This window comes from Lactobacillus delbrueckii subsp. bulgaricus, from assembly GCF_046938665.1.
In the GTDB taxonomy this organism is placed as follows: domain Bacteria; phylum Bacillota; class Bacilli; order Lactobacillales; family Lactobacillaceae; genus Lactobacillus; species Lactobacillus delbrueckii_C.
The window spans coordinates 1-17,176 of record NZ_JBKZCD010000017.1; the positions used below are offsets into that span (position 1 = coordinate 1).

General features: G+C 53.2%; 14 protein-coding genes. 10 read left to right on the forward strand and 4 right to left on the reverse strand.

The window, feature by feature from the left end:
- The first annotated feature begins 399 nt into the window (after positions 1–399).
- The 8 genes from ACLUXO_RS07295 (at position 400) to brnQ (ending at position 8,167) form a co-directional block, all read left to right on the forward strand.
- Positions 400–1,710 carry a PTS sugar transporter subunit IIC gene (locus ACLUXO_RS07295; protein WP_412136978.1) on the forward strand — a complete coding sequence of 437 codons (1,311 nt, stop codon included), beginning with the start codon at positions 400–402 and terminating at the stop codon, positions 1,708–1,710.
- Complete coding sequence (locus ACLUXO_RS07300) at positions 1,703–2,578, forward strand: alpha/beta hydrolase (RefSeq protein WP_412136979.1); 876 nt, start codon at positions 1,703–1,705, stop codon at positions 2,576–2,578. The genes ACLUXO_RS07295 and ACLUXO_RS07300 overlap by 8 nt, the downstream gene beginning before the upstream one ends.
- Positions 2,579–2,642: 64 nt before the next feature.
- On the forward strand, positions 2,643–3,452 hold the full coding sequence (locus ACLUXO_RS07305) for a Cof-type HAD-IIB family hydrolase (RefSeq protein WP_412136980.1): 810 nt from the start codon (positions 2,643–2,645) through the stop codon (positions 3,450–3,452).
- Position 3,453: 1 nt separating this feature from the next.
- The gene (locus ACLUXO_RS07310) at positions 3,454–4,203 is read left to right on the forward strand and encodes a gamma-glutamyl-gamma-aminobutyrate hydrolase family protein (protein ID WP_412136981.1); all 750 of its coding nucleotides are present in this window, start codon (positions 3,454–3,456) and stop codon (positions 4,201–4,203) included.
- A 153-nt stretch (positions 4,204–4,356) separates the two neighbouring features.
- Positions 4,357–5,268, forward strand: coding sequence for a DMT family transporter (locus ACLUXO_RS07315; protein ID WP_412136982.1), 912 nt, complete (start codon positions 4,357–4,359; stop codon positions 5,266–5,268).
- Between the two features lie 97 nt (positions 5,269–5,365).
- A complete protein-coding gene (locus ACLUXO_RS07320; RefSeq protein ID WP_412136983.1) occupies positions 5,366–6,076 on the forward strand; it encodes an AzlC family ABC transporter permease in 711 nt (236 codons plus the stop codon).
- Positions 6,060–6,383 (forward strand): AzlD domain-containing protein, encoded by a 324-nt coding sequence (locus ACLUXO_RS07325; protein ID WP_300616427.1) that lies wholly within the window; start codon positions 6,060–6,062, stop codon positions 6,381–6,383. The genes ACLUXO_RS07320 and ACLUXO_RS07325 overlap by 17 nt, the downstream gene beginning before the upstream one ends.
- Before the next feature lie 419 nt (positions 6,384–6,802).
- On the forward strand, positions 6,803–8,167 hold the full coding sequence (gene brnQ / locus ACLUXO_RS07330) for a branched-chain amino acid transport system II carrier protein (protein WP_412136984.1): 1,365 nt from the start codon (positions 6,803–6,805) through the stop codon (positions 8,165–8,167).
- A gap of 64 nt (positions 8,168–8,231) precedes the next feature.
- Here the strand turns inward: brnQ and ACLUXO_RS07335 are convergent, their stop codons facing one another.
- From ACLUXO_RS07335 to ACLUXO_RS07350, 4 genes are all read right to left on the reverse strand, one after another.
- The gene (locus ACLUXO_RS07335) at positions 8,232–11,237 is read right to left on the reverse strand and encodes a bifunctional diguanylate cyclase/phosphodiesterase (protein WP_412136985.1); all 3,006 of its coding nucleotides are present in this window, start codon (positions 11,235–11,237) and stop codon (positions 8,232–8,234) included.
- Between the two features lie 128 nt (positions 11,238–11,365).
- Entirely contained in the window at positions 11,366–13,456 is a 2,091-nt protein-coding gene (locus ACLUXO_RS07340) for an ATP-dependent Clp protease ATP-binding subunit (protein WP_412136986.1), read from the reverse strand.
- Between the two features lie 123 nt (positions 13,457–13,579).
- Positions 13,580–13,816, reverse strand: coding sequence for a transcriptional regulator (locus ACLUXO_RS07345; protein ID WP_270449283.1), 237 nt, complete (start codon positions 13,814–13,816; stop codon positions 13,580–13,582).
- Positions 13,817–13,942: 126 nt separating this feature from the next.
- A complete protein-coding gene (locus tag ACLUXO_RS07350) occupies positions 13,943–14,611 on the reverse strand; it encodes a type 1 glutamine amidotransferase (RefSeq protein ID WP_412136987.1) in 669 nt (222 codons plus the stop codon).
- Positions 14,612–14,809: 198 nt separating this feature from the next.
- Between ACLUXO_RS07350 and glpK the strand changes: the two genes are divergently transcribed.
- The gene (gene glpK / locus ACLUXO_RS07355) at positions 14,810–16,318 is read left to right on the forward strand and encodes a glycerol kinase GlpK (RefSeq protein ID WP_412136988.1); all 1,509 of its coding nucleotides are present in this window, start codon (positions 14,810–14,812) and stop codon (positions 16,316–16,318) included.
- Positions 16,319–16,351: 33 nt separating this feature from the next.
- Positions 16,352–17,110: a tyrosine-protein phosphatase gene (locus ACLUXO_RS07360; protein WP_412136989.1), complete on the forward strand. Its 759-nt coding sequence runs from the start codon at positions 16,352–16,354 to the stop codon at positions 17,108–17,110.
- Positions 17,111–17,176 lie beyond the last annotated feature (66 nt).

Below are 17,176 nucleotides of genomic sequence, written 5' to 3' on the forward strand. Positions count from 1 at the left end.
TGTTTCTGTTTTATATTTTTTGCCTTTGTTACAGGTTAATTGCAGTTTGTTTTCTTTTAAGTTACAAGCTACTTACTTTTCTAAAGTATTTCTTAAGGATAGGCAGATGCCTCGCAATTCTTCTCCTTGGCCTTTAGAATGAAAACATAGCTTATAATTTTAAACACAGACATCATAGAAAGCAGGCAGCTACCATGGGATTACTAACACTCATCATCGGTTTGGTAATGCTGGTTAACCCTTCATTGGCAACTGAACCAGCTAAAATCGGTGAATAAATACATTTCTTGTTACTTTTTAAACCGGACCAGAAATTGGTCCGGTTTTTTGCGGCAAAAGTTTGCTCAAGCACTAAGGAAATTTGTATAATTGATATAGTTTTTGTGGGGGGAAGAGTAAATGGACAAATTAGCCAAGTGGTGCATCTGGCTGCGCCGCCGCTCCTTTTTCAGAGTGGCCCAGCGGACCTTTGCCGTTCTGATGCCGATCGCGACGGTCGGAGCCTTTTTCCAGGTCTTGCAGGACAGCGTCTTTGCGCCGGAAAGTTTTATCTATAATTTATTTGATTTTGACAAAATCATGAGTGACCGCTTCTGGGACATCGGGACTAGCTTGTCACAATGCGTGGTTGAAGTTATCTTCGGCCTTTTTTGCCTGTTCACGGTTTATTTCTCAGCTTCCTTTACGGCTAAAATCTACCGTAAAGATGCGACGATGGCTGGGATCAGCGCTCTGACCAGTCTCTTGGTCATGATCTATCTCTTTCAGCTAGGCTTGACCGGAAGGATTTCTTTGCTTACAGGGGGCTATTTGGGCTTCCAGTACACCTTCTTTGCCCTCTTGCTGGGTTATGGGGTAGGACAGGTCTTCCACTGGTTAGGGGCCGATTATGAGTCTGTTAACTATGAGCACACCAAACTGGTCCAGGACCGGGCGATCAAGGCTCTGAAGCCGACCCTGGTTACTGTAATCGGGGGCATCGTTATCGGCGGGATCCTCTATGTGGTCATCAGCAAGGTCAAGGCCAACTTCAGCCTGACCAGCATCGTGTCACCGGTTGAAAATTCCAACAACCTGCTTTTGACGGTGCCGGCCACGGCCCTGGCTTCATTTTTGAGCTGGCTGGGCCTGGAAGCCCCGATTCTTGACTTGAGCAACGTGGCTGGTTCAGCTGCCGCGACTGCCAACTTGACCTATGTCTTGCGGCGGGGGTCAGTCTGGAAGGTGCCTTATCCTTACCTGGGCGGGTCCATGATCTCGATTTACGGGGTGATGGGCGGCTGCGGGGCAATTTTAGCTTTAGCCGTGGCCATCTTGATCTGGGGAAGACGGAAGGAGCCGGAAACAGTGGCTAAGATGAACCTCTGGCCGCTTTTGTTCAGTTCGTCCCGGGGCTTTTTGGTCGGCTTGCCGGTGATTCTCAACCCGATCTATGCCCTTCAGCTGGTCTTCGTGCCAGTCGTGAACATGCTGATCGCTGCTTTGGCGATTTTCCTGCATATCGTGCCGACTCCGGTCTACACGGTCTTGACGGGGACGCCAGGCCCTCTGGTGCCGTTTTTTGCCACTAACGGCAACTGGCCGACCTTGATTTTCACCATCTTCCTCTTCTGCCTGGACGTAGTCATGATGATTCCAGCCGTCAAGCTGGACAACCGGACCAAGGTCCTGCTGAAGGACTATGAAATGGAGGATGACCGTCATGTTTAAGAGCCGCAACTGGAAACTGATCGTCGTTGCCTTGACGATCATTATTTTGCTGGCCGTTCCGGGCTATTCCTGGATGAAAAAGACCAACAAGGAGCACGCTGAACGCCAGCGCTCGCAACTGTCTCCTCTGATCATGGTTCCCGGCTCCAGTGCTACCGTCAACCGCTTCAATGAACTGGTGGACCTGCTCAACGAGAATACCCCTTATAAGCACAGCCTGCTTAAGGTGGAAATCAGTGAAGACGGAACCTTGACTTATTCTGGCTTAATGAAAAAAGGGGACAATGAGCCCTTTATCGTGATTGGCTTCCAAAACAACCATGACGGCTACAGCAATATCAAGAAGCAGGCCGGCTGGCTGGACGATGCCTTTTACGAAATTGCCAAAACTTACAAGTTCAACAACTTCAAGGCTTTTGGCCACTCAAACGGGGGCCTGATCTGGACCTACTGGCTGGAACACTACTACAGCGACTATTCAGACGAAATCACGATCAAGCGCTTGATGACCTTGGGCTCGCCTTACAACTTCAGTGAAAAGAGCACCAAGTACAAGACGCAAATGCTGACGGACTTTATCAAGTACCGCAAGCGCCTGCCGAAAAATATGATCGTCTACTCCCTGTCCGGCGGGGAAAACTACGAATCCGACGGGATCGTGCCGGAAAGCAGCGTGGAAGCCGGCAAGTACATCTTCCAGAACCAGGTCAAGGGCTATACCACGATGACTGTTACCGGGGCAGAAGCCCAGCACTCCAGCCTGCCGCAGAACAAGCAGGTGGTTAGGATCATCCAGCAGTACCTGCTCAAGCAGCAGGTCAAGCCGGGGCCAAACAACAGCCAAAATTCCAAGCACAAGGAAAACTAAGCGTGAAATTAGGCGCTGGCCGCCTTTTGCCGTAAAATAGTAGCAAAGATGAAAGGAAACATCTATGAAGATTAAATTGATCGCGGTGGACCTGGACGGAACCCTGCTGACTTCCAGAAAGAAGGTCAGCCCTAAGACCCTGGCGACTTTAAAAAAGGCCCGGGAAAAAGGAATTCTCGTGGTGCCCCTGTCCGGCCGGCCCCTGCCTGGCGTCTTGAAGGTCTTTGAACCCTTCAAGCTGGACCCGGCAGACAACTTTGCTATTTGCTACAACGGCGGCCTGGTCCAGCGGATGGACGGGGAAGTCCTAAGCGCCAGCCCCTTGACTGATGAAAACGTGGAGCACATGCTGGCCTTGAAGCAGAAGGGGATTTTTGGCCCTTACTTTATGGACACCAAGGACTTCTACGTGGCCCCGAAGGGCAGTGCCTTCGGCGTTGGCTTCCTGGCCAAGGCCCGGAATATGGGGGTCAAGCGGATGGTGCCCGGCCAGCACTACGAATTCATCAAGGGCGAGTTTGTTTCTTTGCCTAGCAAGATGAAGAAGTTCCGGGCTGGCTTCAGTCCGGCAACTGAGCAGGAATTCGAAATCTCTGCTTCCGGCGGCCAGTGCCTGGAATTCAATACTCCTGGCACCTCCAAGGGCCAGGCCCTGACCACTTTGCTGGACCTTTTGAACATCAAGCCGGAAGAGGCCATGGTTTTTGGCGACAACAACAATGACCTCTCTGACTTCCAGCTGCCTGGGGTCTTCAAGGTGGCCATGGGCAACGCAATCGACGAGATCAAGGCCGCGGCTGACTACGTCACGGCCAGCAACAACCAGGACGGCATCGCTTTGGCGGTGGAGAAGTTTGTAGACATGGGAGAATAAGATGTCAAAAGCAGTTATCGGTATTTCAGCTTCAGAAGTTACGATCCAGTCCGGCCCCTTCATGGGCGAGCCCCGGACCTACGTCAACGCCGCTTACGTGGACTCAGTCCTCAAGAACGGCGGGATTCCTTTGGTAATTCCTTTTACCGCTGGCGGAGAAGAAATGGCCTTTCAGCAACTGGACTTAGTTGACGGCTTGATCCTGTCCGGCGGCCATGACGTCGATCCCCACTTGTACGGGGAAGAAGTTGACCAAAAGAGCGGGGAAACCTGGCCAGACCGGGATGCCTTCGACATGGCCCTCTTGAAGCGGGCGGAAGAAACCGGCAAGCCGGTCCTGGGCATCTGCCGGGGCGCCCAGATCATTAACGTGGCCCACGGCGGCAGCATGTGGCAGGACCTGTCTCTGCGGCCAGGCCACACTTTAAAGCACATGCAGGCTACCCGGCCGGACGTGGGCACCCACGTGGTCAAGATCAAGAGCGGGACAACCCTGGAAAAGATCATGGGGGAAAGCAGCCTCATGACCAACTCCTTCCACCACCAGCTGATCAAGGAAGTGGCTCCGGACTTGACCGAATCAGCCAGCGCCAGCGACGGGGTGACGGAAGCTTTGGAAAGCACTGACGGCAAGGTGATCGCCGTGCAGTGGCACCCGGAAGAAATGCACGCTAACCCTGCCCCGGAAGCAGCCATCATGAACCGCCTCTTCAAGTACCTGATCGACAAGGCAGAAGAAGAGAAGCAGTAGAAGAAAAGAACTAAAGCAGCGTTTTCGCTGCTTTTTCTTTTGCCTTTTTCAGAAAAAGACTAACAAAAATCTCATAAAGCTGTCATAATGTAAAAGGATCTGTCTTTCCAGGCAGAAATGGAATGTTACACGTGAAACGATGACGGTGAAGAAATGAAAGACAAGCATTTGGGAATCCTGTTGGCAATTACCGGGGCTGCCTTATGGGGGACTTCGGGGACGGCGGCGGAAATGCTCTACCAAAACCCCAATATCAATACCTTCTGGCTGGTTGACGTCCGGTCATGGCTGGCCGGGGCGAGCCTTTTGCTCATTTCCCTGGTCCACAAGGGTAAGGGGACCTTTGCTATTTTCAAAAATCCCCGCGACCTTCTCTACGCGGCCCTTTTCTCCATGCTGGGCATTACCGGGGCCCAGTTTACCTACTTCTACACGGTAGCGGCCTCAAACGCGCCGACCGCCACTGTCCTGGTCTTCCTGGCCCCGGTCTTGATCATCTGCTTTATGGCGGCTAAAACCCGGCAAATGCCCCGGAGAATCGATTTGATCGCGGTCTTGCTGGCTGTGGTCGGGACGGTAATTTTGGTGACCAACGGAAATTTCAGCCACTTGGCGGTGACGCCTAAAACCCTGGTTTGGGGCTTCTTCAGTGCCTTGACCCAGGCTCTGGCCATTGCCATGCCAGCCAAGCTTTTTAAAAAGTACGGGACCATCACTATTTTGGCTTGGGGGATGCTGCTGGGCGGGATTATCCTTAGTCCGGCTTTGGTTCTCATGCCCGCCACAGGAGTTACGGTTAAGGAATGGAGCCTGGTGATCTACATCGTGATCGCCGGTACGGTTTTCGCTTACTCGCTCTACCTGTCCAGCGTTATGTACATCTCAGCCGGCCTGGCCAGCATGCTGGAGGCCTTTGAGCCGCTGGTCGCGACGATTCTGTCGGTTACCCTTCTGGGCAGCGACTTTGGCATCATGAAGATGGCGGGCGGGGTCTTGATTATCCTGGCCACCTGCCTGCAGGTCGTGCCCAGTCCCCGCCGGGGAAAATTGCAAAGAAAGCTTTAGAACTTTTTATGCATATTGCCGGAAAAGCCCGTCAGAGCAAGGAAAACTGTGTTAAAATCAAAGCGATGATTTGATCATTAACATGGGGGAAAAACAATTGAATAATGTATTAGACGCCAAAACCGGGGTCAAGGATACCCTGCCGACCGTGCTCGGCTACGTGGGGATTGGTACCGCTTTTGGCATTATCGCGCATACCAATGGCTTCAGTCCTTTGGAGACCTTTGTCATGTCCTTGCTGGTGTACACGGCTTCGGGCGAGTTTGCCCTGGTCAGCATGCTTCCAGCCGGGAGCAGTCTCTTTTCAATCTTCGCGGCCACCAATTTGATGAGTGCCCGGATGCTTTTGATGACGATGACCCTGGCTCCGAAATTCAAGGACGAGAAATTGGTCAAAAATCTCTGGCTGGGCAGCCTGGTAACTGATGAGACTTTTGCCTTGGCAATCACCAAGCTCAACTACACCAAGGGCAAGCTGAACTACGAATGGCTGAACGCGGCCAACCTGGTGGCCTATGCTGCCTGGTGCTTCTCCAGCCTCTTCGGGGCTTTAATTGGCAGCGTGATCACCAACACCAAGGCCCTGGGCCTGGACTACGCGGTGGTTGCCATGTTCCTGGGCCTTTTGTACCTGCAGCTGATCACCGACCAGTCGGTCAAAATCGAGCTGCAGCTGGTCATGATCGGGGTAACGATGGTTCTGACCTACTTAGGTCTGATCTTCCTGCCGGCCAGCGTGGCTACGATTGTGGTGACGGTAGTTGGTTGTTTAGCGGGGATGGTGATCAAGCATGTCTTTTTCGAGTAAATTACTGATAACTTTTCTGGTCTGTGGCGGCGGGGTAACCCTTTTGCGGATCCTGCCTTTCCTGATTTTGAAAAAATTCTGCCTGCCCAAGTGGATGGTGGAATTCCTGCAGTTCGTGCCGATCGTCATCATGACCACTCTCTGGTTCGGCAGCCTTTTTACGGCCAGGCAGGGGCACTTGCCCAAGGTTGACTGGCAGTATCTGACGGCAACTTTGCCGACACTTCTAGTGGCCTATTTCACCAAGAGCTTGATGTGGATCGTGGTCACCGGGGTGGCCAGCGTGGCCCTGTTCAGATTTTTTTGAAAAATAAAGCAAAAAAGCTTGCATTTAGCTGAGAAAAGTATTAGATTATAAACAAGTTAAAAAACGAGTTGAAACACTGAAAAGAGCAGAGTAGCCCCGGACGGAAGTCTTCCAGAGAGCCGCGGTCAGCTGGGAAAGCGGCAGACGGGTCCAGGGCGAAAGTAGGCTCTGAGTGGTTGGCGCGACGTCTTTGCGAAGTGTCAAATGGGTTCGCCCTTTACAGCGACAACGTCTTGGCCGACGGGCCAGCACGGGGTAAGGCCGTTTTGGTGACAAAGCGGTGAAGCAAAGGTGGTAACACGCGCAAGCGTCCTTGTAGAAACAATCGTTTCTGCAAGGACTTTTTTTTACTCGTTTTTTAGCAACTTGGGATTAGCGCTGATCTCCGGACATCATTAGTGATTGCAAGGAGATTTATCATGAAAAAGTTAACTAGCAAACAGTATCTGATCATCGCCTCTTTGATTTTTGGCATGTTTTTCGGGGCCGGGAACCTGATCTTCCCGGTTCACCTGGGGCAAATGGCCGGTAAAAACTGGCTTTCCGCCGCCATCGGCTTCATCATTTCCGGGACCTTGATCCCCCTGGCTGCCTTATTGGCCCTGGCCGTTACTCGGGCTGACGGGATCTTTGGTTTAGCCCGGCCGCTGGGGAAAAAGTTCGCCCTGACCTTCTTGATCCTGGTTCACCTGACCTTAGGGCCGCTCTTCGCGACTCCGCGGACGGCAACCGTGCCTTTCTCCATGTTCTCTGACCACTTCTCAAAGGGGATGCAGCCTTGGGCCTTGCTGATCTACTCAGCTGTTTTCTTCGGCATCGTTTACTACTGCTCTTTGAGCGAAGGGAAGATCACCGACCGGGTTGGCAAAATCCTTAACCCGTCTTTCCTGGCCCTGCTTTTCATCATCTTTTTGATCGCCGCTATCAAGCCAATGGGGGCAATCAGCAGCACGCAAGCTAGCGCTGACTACCTCGCCGCTCCTTTGACCAACGGCTTCCTGCAGGGCTACAACACCTTGGATGCCCTGGCTGCTTTGGCCTTCGGGATCACGGTTGTTACGGCCATCAAGGGCTTCAAGATCAAGGAAGGCAAGGAAACTTCCCTGGCCCTGGCCAAGACTGGTGCTATCGGCTTTGCCGGCATCGCCATTATCTACCTTATCCTGGTTGCCCTGGGCGCCGGCAGCCTGCACTACTTCAAATTGTCTGAAAACGGCGGGATTGCTTTTGCTCAGATTGCCCACCACTACCTGGGCACTTTCGGGGAAGCCCTCCTGGCGACCTTGGCGACCATCACCTGCATGTCCACGGCTATCGGCCTGGTAGTTGCCTTTGCCCAGGACTTCCACAAGCGTTTTCCAAAAATTTCCTACCGGACTTTCCTGACCTTTAACTGCCTGCTTTCATTTGCCATTGCCAACTTTGGCTTGACCACCATCATCGCCTGGTCAACTCCGGTTTTAATGTTCCTCTACCCCCTGGCCATCGCCTTGATCTTCTGCGGCTTGACCAGCAAGTTTTTCAACAATGATCCAGCAGTTTACAAGTTCGCGGTTTACTTCACCATTATTCCGGCCCTCTTTGACGGCTTGAACGCGGCCCCAAGCGTTATTAGCAATACTGCTTTTGCCAAGGCTGCCCTGACCTTTGCCGGCCACTACCTGCCATTCTTCTCACTCGGGATGGGCTGGCTGACCTTCGGGATTGCCGGCTACCTGCTGGGCCTGGGTATCCACCTTTACAAAAGCAAGGCCAGCAGCCGGGCAGTCGAATTAGCTGACTAAAAGAAAGTATTTCCTTGCAAAAAATACAGCGTGAAAGCAAATTAAGCTTTCACGCTGTTTCTTTTTACTCATATTCAAAAAAATTCGACTGGAAGGGACTGCCGCAGATGTCCTTGCGGCCGTTCTTTTTAACCTGGTAAAGGTTGTGGTCGGCCAAGCGGATCATGCTCTTGATCTCATCGCTGTTGCCCGCGATCCCGTAGGCGTAGCCGGCAGAGACATTGATGTTCATGTAGAGGTCCAGGACCCGGGCATGTTTCAGTTCTTTCCGGAGCTGCCGGTCTTTTTCTGCAACCGTGTCGGTGTCAGCAAAGTCGCGGAGCACCAGGAATTCGTCCCCCCCGTACCGGTAGCAGTGGCCAATGCCATAGATCTTGAGCAGGGCCTGGCTGATCTTCTTTAAAACCTCATCGCCATAGCGGTGGCCAAAGTTGTCGTTGAACCTCTTGAAGTGGTCAACGTCCAGCATCATGGCCAGGATTGGCTTGCCGGTGAGGTAGTTGAAGTCGCGGGCAAAATTGTGCCGGTTCTTCAGACTGGTCAGGTCGTCTCTTGCGGCCTCGTTTTCCAGGCGGTCGATTTGCTTGCTGGTATTGGTGATGTCCATAAAGAAGCCGATCAAACCAACGATTTGGTCCTGGTCATAGACGGGAGCCTTGAGGATCATAATTTCCCGCTCCCGCCCCCGGGACCGGGTCTGGCCCCGTTCCTTGATTGGTACCCCGTCTTCTAAAAGCTGTATTTCGCTTTCCTGGAAGTTTTCCGGATGGACGTTGAGGCCTAGCTCGTCATCGTTATGGCCGATTACTTCCGGCAGAGTCAAGCCGTAGTAGTCCAAAAAGTGCTGGTTAGCCCCCAGGAAGTTCCGCTGCCTGTCCTTCCAGAAGACGCCTAGCTTGATTTGGTGGGTGATGGCATCCCAGAGGTTTTCCGGCTTGATCTTCCCACCATCCTTGTCCAAAAAGACCGGATTGCGGACTGGCTGCCCATCTAAAGTCGACAGGAAGGCCTTGGTCGATCCAGATTCCGCGACCAGTTGCAGGAGAACCTGGTAGTGGAAGTGGGGTCCCATCAAGACGTAAGAAGAGTTGTCACCGACTTCCGCGCAGCTTTTAATCGCGTCCCAGAAGCGAAGGCTGTTGTTGCTTTGCTTCTCTTCCAGTTCCTTGATGTACCCCGGCACATTGCCGTTGATCTTGCTTACCCATTCCTGGGCTGGCGGGTTGAGATAGGCCAGGCGGACCTGGTCATTGTCGACCAGGTAAATGCCGACAGGGGAGGAAGAGCCGAGGACCGGCTTTTTCCGGTCAAAGAAACGGTAGTCTGGGTCAAGCAGGTCGATTTGGTTGATCCGCTGGTAGAAGTCCTGCTCTTCCTGGCTTTGGGATGAGTAGCCTTTCTGGCAGAGCTGGCGGAGGCTGTCTTTAAATGGGGCAGGAGGCAGAAGGTAGTTGCCCTGGATCAAGACAGCTCCAATTGACTTGAGGAAGTTCAGCTGGAACTGGTTTTCCACGTTCTTAAAAAGGGGCCGGATTCCCAGCTGCTTGCAGGCACTGACCAGGTTGGTCAGGACCGCGGCTTCCTTGGAGTGAATCGGGTTCAAAGAAAGGAGGTCGAATTTCATGAACTCAAAAGAATAGTGGGTCAGGAAGTCTGTCGTTGGATAGCTGCTGCTGGCACAGTCAAAGGTACAGAAATAGTGGTGCTTTTCTAAGTCGGCCAGGAGCTGCTTGATTGTCTCTGGCTTGCAGGAAGCAGGGACCGATAAGTCAAAAATCAGCTTGTTGTGGGGCAGCTGGTATTTCTGCATGATCCGGTTGACTTCCTTGAGGAAGAGGTTGTTTTCCAGGTCAGCCGTTGACAGGTTGATCACTATAGGTGGATTCTGCAGGTCCTGGTCCCGGCGGCGGGCATAGATCTTGCCGGCCTTTTCCAAAATGTGCAGGTCCAGCAGGTGGGCGAGCTGGCTTTCTTCCAGAACTGGCAAAAAGTCTTCCGGATACATGGTCCCGCAGACCGGGTCCCGCCACCGGGCCAGGAGTTCAAAGGCCGCGACCTTGTGGTTCATGAGGTTGATGACCGGCTGCACGTCAGGGGTGATCCAGTCCTTTTGCAGGGCTTCAGTGAAGTGGCCCAGGATATAGTCCCGCTTATTTACTTTTTCCTGGACCTTGGCTGTATAGTAGTTGCAGATCCGGTTTGAATTTCTGGAAGCCAGGAGGGCAAAGCGGGCCTTATCGACAGCCGCTAAAGCCAGCTCCTTGCTTTCATCCGCCAGGTAGACCCCGCAGTGGATGCTGGCCAGGTGACCCTCAGACAGACTTTTCGCTTCCATATTCAGCTTGACTAGCTGGTTGTCGATCTGGCTGGAATCGGTAATGATGATGAACTGGTCCTGGAAGTAGCGGGCCAGGTAGGCAGCGGGGAATTCCTTTTCCAGCAGCTTGGCCAGCTGGCAGAGAAAGGCGTCGCCTTTGAGGTAGCCGAAGCGGTTATTGTAGACGTGCATGCCGTTGACATCCAGGATAACCACGGCAGCCTGGCCGTGCTCCTTGATGATCTGGCGCAGGTAGTGGCCGCCGGTTTCGTTGAAGTTGGTCATATTGGCCAGGCCGGTCAGCCCGTCGATCAATTCGCTTTTTTTCGGAGCCTTGAGGTAGGGATCCAGGCTTTCAACCAGGTCGTCGCCGTTTGTCGTCAAGTCAAAATAATGGACGATCAATAGCTTTTGACTAGTTGGAGTTATTTGTGATTTGCAATATGCTAAAAGCTGGTGGTAGTGGCCGCCAATTGACAGGCGGTAGGTCATCTGACCGTAGGGCCGCTCGTTCATTTCCCTTAAGCAGGCTAAAAGTCGGTTCCGGTCATCCGGGTGGACCCGGTTGAAACTCCGCTGGTTGAGGTAGTCCAGCATTGATTCCCGGTCAGACTGGACCATCTGGCAGTAGCCGTCTGACAAAAGAATGACTTTGTACTGGCCGTCGATCAACTGGTAGATCAAGGTTGGGAAAGGAGAGCGCTCGTAAACTTCCCTGGCTTCCTTACTAAAAGCGTAGAATTTATTTTGCATGTCAGCAACCTTCCGTAATCGTTTTTATATTATATATCGATTATAATACAAAAAATCCGAACAAAGCAAAAAAGGCAGTCATTTGACTGCCTTTTTAATGATTGTGCAAGATCTTTAACAGAATCCTATTACTTATCTTCACTGATAACCAGGGCCCCGTTGGCCATGTCCGCCTTCAGCTTCTTGACGTCTAAGTGGTCCAGGTAGTAGTCAGTTACTTTGTCACGGATTTCTTGTTCGATGACTCTTCTCAAAGGCCGCGCCCCCATAGCTTCGTCGTAGCCTTGTTCAATCAAGTAGTCCTTGGCGCTTTCACTGACAGTCAGGCTGATGCCCTTCTTGGCCAGAGTCTTGTTTACGTCAGCCAGCATTAAGTTGACGATTTCCTTCAAGTCTTCCTTGGTCAAGTGGCTGAATTCGATGACCGCGTTGAAGCGGTTGAGGAATTCCGGTCTGAAGTAAGGAGCTAACCGGTCCATCAGCTTTTCGTCCTTCTTAGCGTCGCCCATCAGCTTTTCATTGCCGAAGCCGGCATTAGAGGTAGCGATAATGATGGTGTTCTTGAAGTTGACCGTGTTGCCTTGCCCGTCGGTTAAGCGGCCGTCATCAAGCACTTGCAAGAGCAGGGTGATGACCTGCGGGTCAGCCTTTTCAATTTCGTCCAAAAGGATGATTGAGTAAGGGTTGCGGCGGACCTTTTCTGTCAAGGTGTTGGAGTTGTCATCGTAGCCCACGTAGCCGGCCGTGGTCCCGATCAGCTTGGAAACGGCCGTCCGGTCAGAGTATTCAGACATGTCCAGGCGGATGATGGCATCCTTAGAGCCAAACATGTCCAAGGCCAGCTGCTTGGCCAGTTCCGTCTTGCCGACCCCGGTCGGGCCGACGAAGAGGAAGGAGCCGATTGGCCGGTTGCCGTCGTCAAAGCCGGCCCGGTTGCGGCGGATAGCCTTGGCTACTGCTTCAACGGCTTCATCCTGGCCGATGACCTTGCCCTTTAAGCGGCTGCTGAGCCCCTTCAGGCGTTCGATGTCGCTGGCGCCCATCTTGGAAACCGGAATCCCGGTCAGGCGTTCAACGGCAGCGGCCACGTCAGCCGGGGTAGCCACGGTCTTTCTTTCCTCGTGGTTTTCACTCAGCTGCTTTTCCAGCTTTTCAGCCTTGGTCTTGTGGTCAAGGGCGGCTTCGTAGTCTTCCTTTTCAGCGGCCTTTTCCTGGGCCTGCTTTTCTTCCTTGATCTGCTTTTCGATGGTCTTGGCGTCAGTCACCGGGTGCTGGGCAGCCAGGTGAGCGGCGGTCATGTCCAAAAGGTCGATGGCCTTGTCAGGCAGGGACCGCTGCGGAATGTACTGGACTGAGTAGTCGATGGCGGCCTTCAAGACGTCGTCTGGCAGTTCCACATTGTGGTGCTTTTCGTATAAGGACCGGATCCCCATCAAGATCTTGAAGGTGTCAGCTTGACTTGGAGCGTTGACTGTTACTTCATTGAAGCGGCGGGCCAAAGCGGCGTCCTTCATGATGGTGTTCCGGTATTCATCCTGGGTGGTGGCCCCGATTACGGTGATTTCACCTCTGGACAAAGCCGGCTTCAAGATGTCGCTCATCCCCTTGGAGCCATTGCCGTCGCCCATGCCGCCGGCACCGAGGATCTGGTGGATTTCATCAAAGAAGAGGATGACATTGCCTCTGTCCTTGACTTCCTTGACCAGGTCTTGGATGTTCTGCTCAAAGGAGCCCCGGTACTGGGTCCCGGCTTCCAGGCTGGAGATGTCGATGGAAATAATTTCCTTGTTCTTGATTGCTTCCGGCACGTCCCCATGGACAATTGCCTGAGCCAGGCCTTCAACGACCGCGGTCTTGCCGACCCCGGCGTCCCCGACCAGGACCGGGTTGTTCTTGGTCCGGCGGGAGAGGATTTCCGCCGTTTCCTGGATTTCCTTGTTCCGGCCGATGACCGGGTCGAGCTTGCCTTCCCGGGCTTCAGCGGTCAAGTTCCGGCCTAACTTTTCCAAAATGCCGTTGGCCTGCTTTTGCTTGCCCTGGACATTCTTGGCCTGGCCTTGCCCTGGCAGCTGACCGGTCTTCTGGTATTCAGCGAATTCTTCCGGGGTTACCTGCCGGCCGTTGATCAAGTAGCGGCGGTTTTCAGAATTGAAGCCGCCCATGCCGTTCATTAAGTCTCTAAAAAGATCATCCATATCGTTAAAGTTGTCGTAAGCCATGATTTTACCTCTTTCTGAGTAAAATAAGTTGCTGGTTTTTGGCTAACTAAAAAGCCCTTCTGCATCAATCGAAATCAACACAATAGGACTTGCTCAGCGGTTAAACCAACCTTCGTATTTAGTTTAGTCATCATCGTCATCGCTGAGATAATCATTCTCCAGCTCACGCAGAACCTGCCACATCGCCACGTGCTGGGCCCGGGCGATCGCGTCGAGATCGCGCAAGTTGATTGACGTCGCATTTGATTGCTGCTTGTTAAATGACTTGTGAAGGGTAGTGTAGCCATAGCCCGACTCTTTCGCCACCCGGTAAATGGTCAGGTGCTTGTCGTCGAGGTATCGAATAATATCGATCTTCATCGTTTTCACTTCCCTACGCCAATTATTATACCACATCTGTGGCATACCACAAGTGTGAAATAGTGATTTTTTTAAAAAAATCGCGAAAAAAAGACCAGCTCGTCAAAAGCTGGTCAAAAAGCTGTCTTATTGGGCCACGCGGGCAGCGTGCCGCTTCAAAATCATGTCCACCAGGGCATTAGCCACGTTCTCGTTCTTAAGCATCGGGCCGTGGGACCAGGAACCGATGAAGTTCTTGTAGCGGACCCCGTCTTCCTTCTCCTCATGGTTGTTGCCGTAGCCTTCGACTACCTTGGCGAAAGGCTTGAGCATTTCCCGGTCGTCCAGGAAGGTCTGGCCGGAGTGGTTTTCAAAGCCGATGGTCGGGCCCCATTCAGTTTCGTACTTGGTGTCGCCGATCATCCGCTTCTCCGGGTCAAATTCTGTGTGCAGGGGCAGGATCCCCAGGCCCTTGATCTTGGTCCCGGAAATGGTGTTGTAGTGGGTTCCCATCAGTTCGTAGCCCCCGCAGATGGCCAGCATGGGGTTGCCGGCCTGGATGTAGTCGTTCAGGGTTTCCTTGAAGCGCTGCAGGTCCTTGGCTACAATGCTTTGTTCATAGTCCTGGCCGCCGCCGAAGAAGACAAAGTCGTAGTCAGCCGCGTTGAACTGGCTGCCCAGGGAGATGTTGTCGATCTGGGTCTGCCAGCCTTTTTTCTGCAAAAAGTAGCGGAGGATCTTGACGTCACCGGAGTCCCCGTAGGTGTTCATCAAGTCTTCGTAGAGGTAGGCAATGCGAATCAAATTATCAGCCATAGTCAAATTCTTCCTTATCGTAATCAATTACAATGATTATAAACTAAAAGGCGGAAAAATAATAATCTAAAGACCGGGTCCTTTTGGCTTGCTTTTTTCACAAACTAGCTTAGACTAAAATGGTAAGCGTTTTCGCAAAAGACGGCGAAAAAGCAAGTAAGTAAAGCAAGAAAAGGATAAGTTTAAAAGGATTACAACATGAGCGAACAATACATTTTGGCAATCGATGAGGGGACGACCTCAACCAGGGCAATTATCTTCAACCATGCCGGCGAGCAGGTGGCCAGCGTGGCCCGGGAATTTACCCAGTACTTCCCCAAGCCTGGCTGGGTGGAGCACCAAGCTGAGGAAATCTGGAACGCGGTCCAGATCACGACGTCAACGGCCTTGATCAACTCCGCCATCCGGCCGGACCAGCTGGCGGCCATCGGGATTACCAACCAAAGAGAAACCACGGTGGTCTGGGACAAGGAGACGGGCCGGCCAATCTACCCGGCCATCGTCTGGCAGTCCCGGCAGACCAGCGATATCGCGGAAAAGCTGGTTAAGGACGGCTATAGCGACATGATCCGGCAAAAGACGGGCCTGGTGATCGACCCTTACTTCTCCGCCACAAAGATCCGCTGGATTTTGGACCATGTGGAAGGGGCCCAGGAAAGGGCGGAAAAAGGGGAGCTGCTTTTTGGCACGATCGACACCTGGCTGGTCTGGAAGCTGACCCGGGGCAAGGTCCACGTAACTGACTGCACCAATGCCAGCCGGACCATACTCTTTAACATTCATGATTTGACCTGGGACCAGGAGATCCTGGACCTGCTGAAGATTCCGCGGGCCATGCTGCCGGAGGTTAAATCAAATTCTGAAGTCTACGGGGAAACCGACCCTTACCAGTTCTTCGGCGGCAGGGTGCCGATCGCCGGGATGGCCGGGGACCAGCAGGCAGCCTTGTTTGGCCAATTGGCCGTCAAGCCGGGCATGGTCAAGAACACCTACGGGACCGGGTCTTTCATCGTGATGAACACGGGGGAGGAACCGATCGAATCCAAGAATAATTTGCTGACGACTATTGGCTACAAGCTGGGCGAGCAAGTAAACTATGCTTTGGAAGGGTCAGTCTTCGTGGCCGGGTCAGCCATCCAGTGGCTGAGAGACTCGGTCAAGCTGCTGAACTCAGCTCCGGAATCAGAGCAGGCCGCCCTGGAATCTAAAGACGCCAATGAAGTCTATGTGGTTCCCGCCTTTACTGGTTTGGGGGCACCATACTGGGACAGTGAAGCCCGGGGGGCGATTTTTGGCCTGACCAGAGGCAGCAGCGACAAGGACTTGATCAAGGCAACCCTGCAGTCCTTGGCCTACCAGACCCGGGACGTGGTCGACACCATGCAGAAGGACTCGGGTATTGAGATTCCGGTTCTCAGAGTCGACGGCGGGGCTTCAAACAACAACTACCTCCTCCAGTTCCAGGCAGACCTGTTAGGCAAGAAGATCGAGCGGGCAGCGGATTTGGAAACGACTGGCCTGGGGGCCGCCTTTTTGGCCGGTTTAGCCGTCGGCTACTGGCAAGACCTGGATAGCTTGAAGGAGATTGCCAAGACCGGGGCCGCCTTTGCCCCGAAGATGGAAGAGGCAGAAAGAGACCGGCTCTACGCGGGCTGGCAGCGGGCGGTTCTGGCCACCCGGGTCTTTGCCCATGGGAAAGATTTTTAGTTTTTAACGTTTGACAGGATGAAGGGATAAAAAATGCCAAAGCGGATCGTAAAGTTAGAGGCCGGCTACAATTGCCGGGATTTGGGCGGCTACGTCAGCCAGGACGGCCGGACTGTCAAGTGGGGCCGGCTCTACCGGTCGGGGTCACTCAGCCACTTGACCAAGGCGGACCAGGCGGAACTGGCCCGGCGGAAGATTGTGGTGGACTGCGATCTGCGCTCTAGACATGAGCAGGACAACTTCCCGGACAAGCTCTGGCCGGGAGCTAAACTGGTCGACGCCCACTTTTACAGCGAGAGCGGGGATGAAGAGGAAGCAGCTGAGGCGGCCTGGGAGAAGTATTCGGGCAAGCTGCCCAAGTTATCCTACCTGGCCATGGTTTACCAGCAGAACCTTGTCGCCCCTAGAACGGGCCTGGTGATGCGGAAGATTTTTAAGGAAATGCTGGCCCTGGAAGATGATGAGGCCTTGATCTACCACTGCTCCATGGGCAAGGACCGGACCGGGATGGTGTCGGTGATCGTTTTGATGGCTTTGGGCCTGGAAGACCGGGAAATCCTGCGGGACTACCTGCTCAGCCGGGAATACAGCCGGGACTGGGATGAGGCAGATGAAAACGACCGTCTGGGCCAGCAGATTGCCAAGATGAACCAGACCCAGGTCAGCCAGACGGCTTTTTACGGGATTACGGAAACGATCCGGCAGACCTGGGGCGGCTTTGACCGCTATTTTGCCAGCCTGGGCTTTGGCCAAGGAGACTTGGACCGGCTTAGGGACAAGTTTTTGGAATAAGATTTTCGCTCCAGCTTAAGCTGGGGCGATTTTTTTGCCAAAAAATTCCGGGAAAACTAAAATGGA

Excerpts from the sequence above, each read along its gene's own strand:
- ACLUXO_RS07295 (WP_412136978.1), top strand. The coding sequence starts at position 400 with ATGGACAAATTAGCCAAGTGGTGCATCTGGCTGCGCCGCCGCTCCTTT.
- ACLUXO_RS07300 (WP_412136979.1), top strand. The coding sequence starts at position 1,703 with ATGTTTAAGAGCCGCAACTGGAAACTGATCGTCGTTGCCTTGACGATC.
- ACLUXO_RS07305 (WP_412136980.1), top strand. The coding sequence starts at position 2,643 with ATGAAGATTAAATTGATCGCGGTGGACCTGGACGGAACCCTGCTGACT.
- ACLUXO_RS07310 (WP_412136981.1), top strand. The coding sequence starts at position 3,454 with ATGTCAAAAGCAGTTATCGGTATTTCAGCTTCAGAAGTTACGATCCAG.
- ACLUXO_RS07315 (WP_412136982.1), top strand. The coding sequence starts at position 4,357 with ATGAAAGACAAGCATTTGGGAATCCTGTTGGCAATTACCGGGGCTGCC.
- ACLUXO_RS07325 (WP_300616427.1), top strand. The coding sequence starts at position 6,060 with ATGTCTTTTTCGAGTAAATTACTGATAACTTTTCTGGTCTGTGGCGGC.
- brnQ (WP_412136984.1), top strand. The coding sequence starts at position 6,803 with ATGAAAAAGTTAACTAGCAAACAGTATCTGATCATCGCCTCTTTGATT.
- ACLUXO_RS07335 (WP_412136985.1), bottom strand. The coding sequence starts at position 11,237 with ATGCAAAATAAATTCTACGCTTTTAGTAAGGAAGCCAGGGAAGTTTAC.
- ACLUXO_RS07340 (WP_412136986.1), bottom strand. The coding sequence starts at position 13,456 with ATGGCTTACGACAACTTTAACGATATGGATGATCTTTTTAGAGACTTA.
- ACLUXO_RS07345 (WP_270449283.1), bottom strand. The coding sequence starts at position 13,816 with ATGAAGATCGATATTATTCGATACCTCGACGACAAGCACCTGACCATT.
- ACLUXO_RS07350 (WP_412136987.1), bottom strand. The coding sequence starts at position 14,611 with ATGGCTGATAATTTGATTCGCATTGCCTACCTCTACGAAGACTTGATG.
- glpK (WP_412136988.1), top strand. The coding sequence starts at position 14,810 with ATGAGCGAACAATACATTTTGGCAATCGATGAGGGGACGACCTCAACC.
- ACLUXO_RS07360 (WP_412136989.1), top strand. The coding sequence starts at position 16,352 with ATGCCAAAGCGGATCGTAAAGTTAGAGGCCGGCTACAATTGCCGGGAT.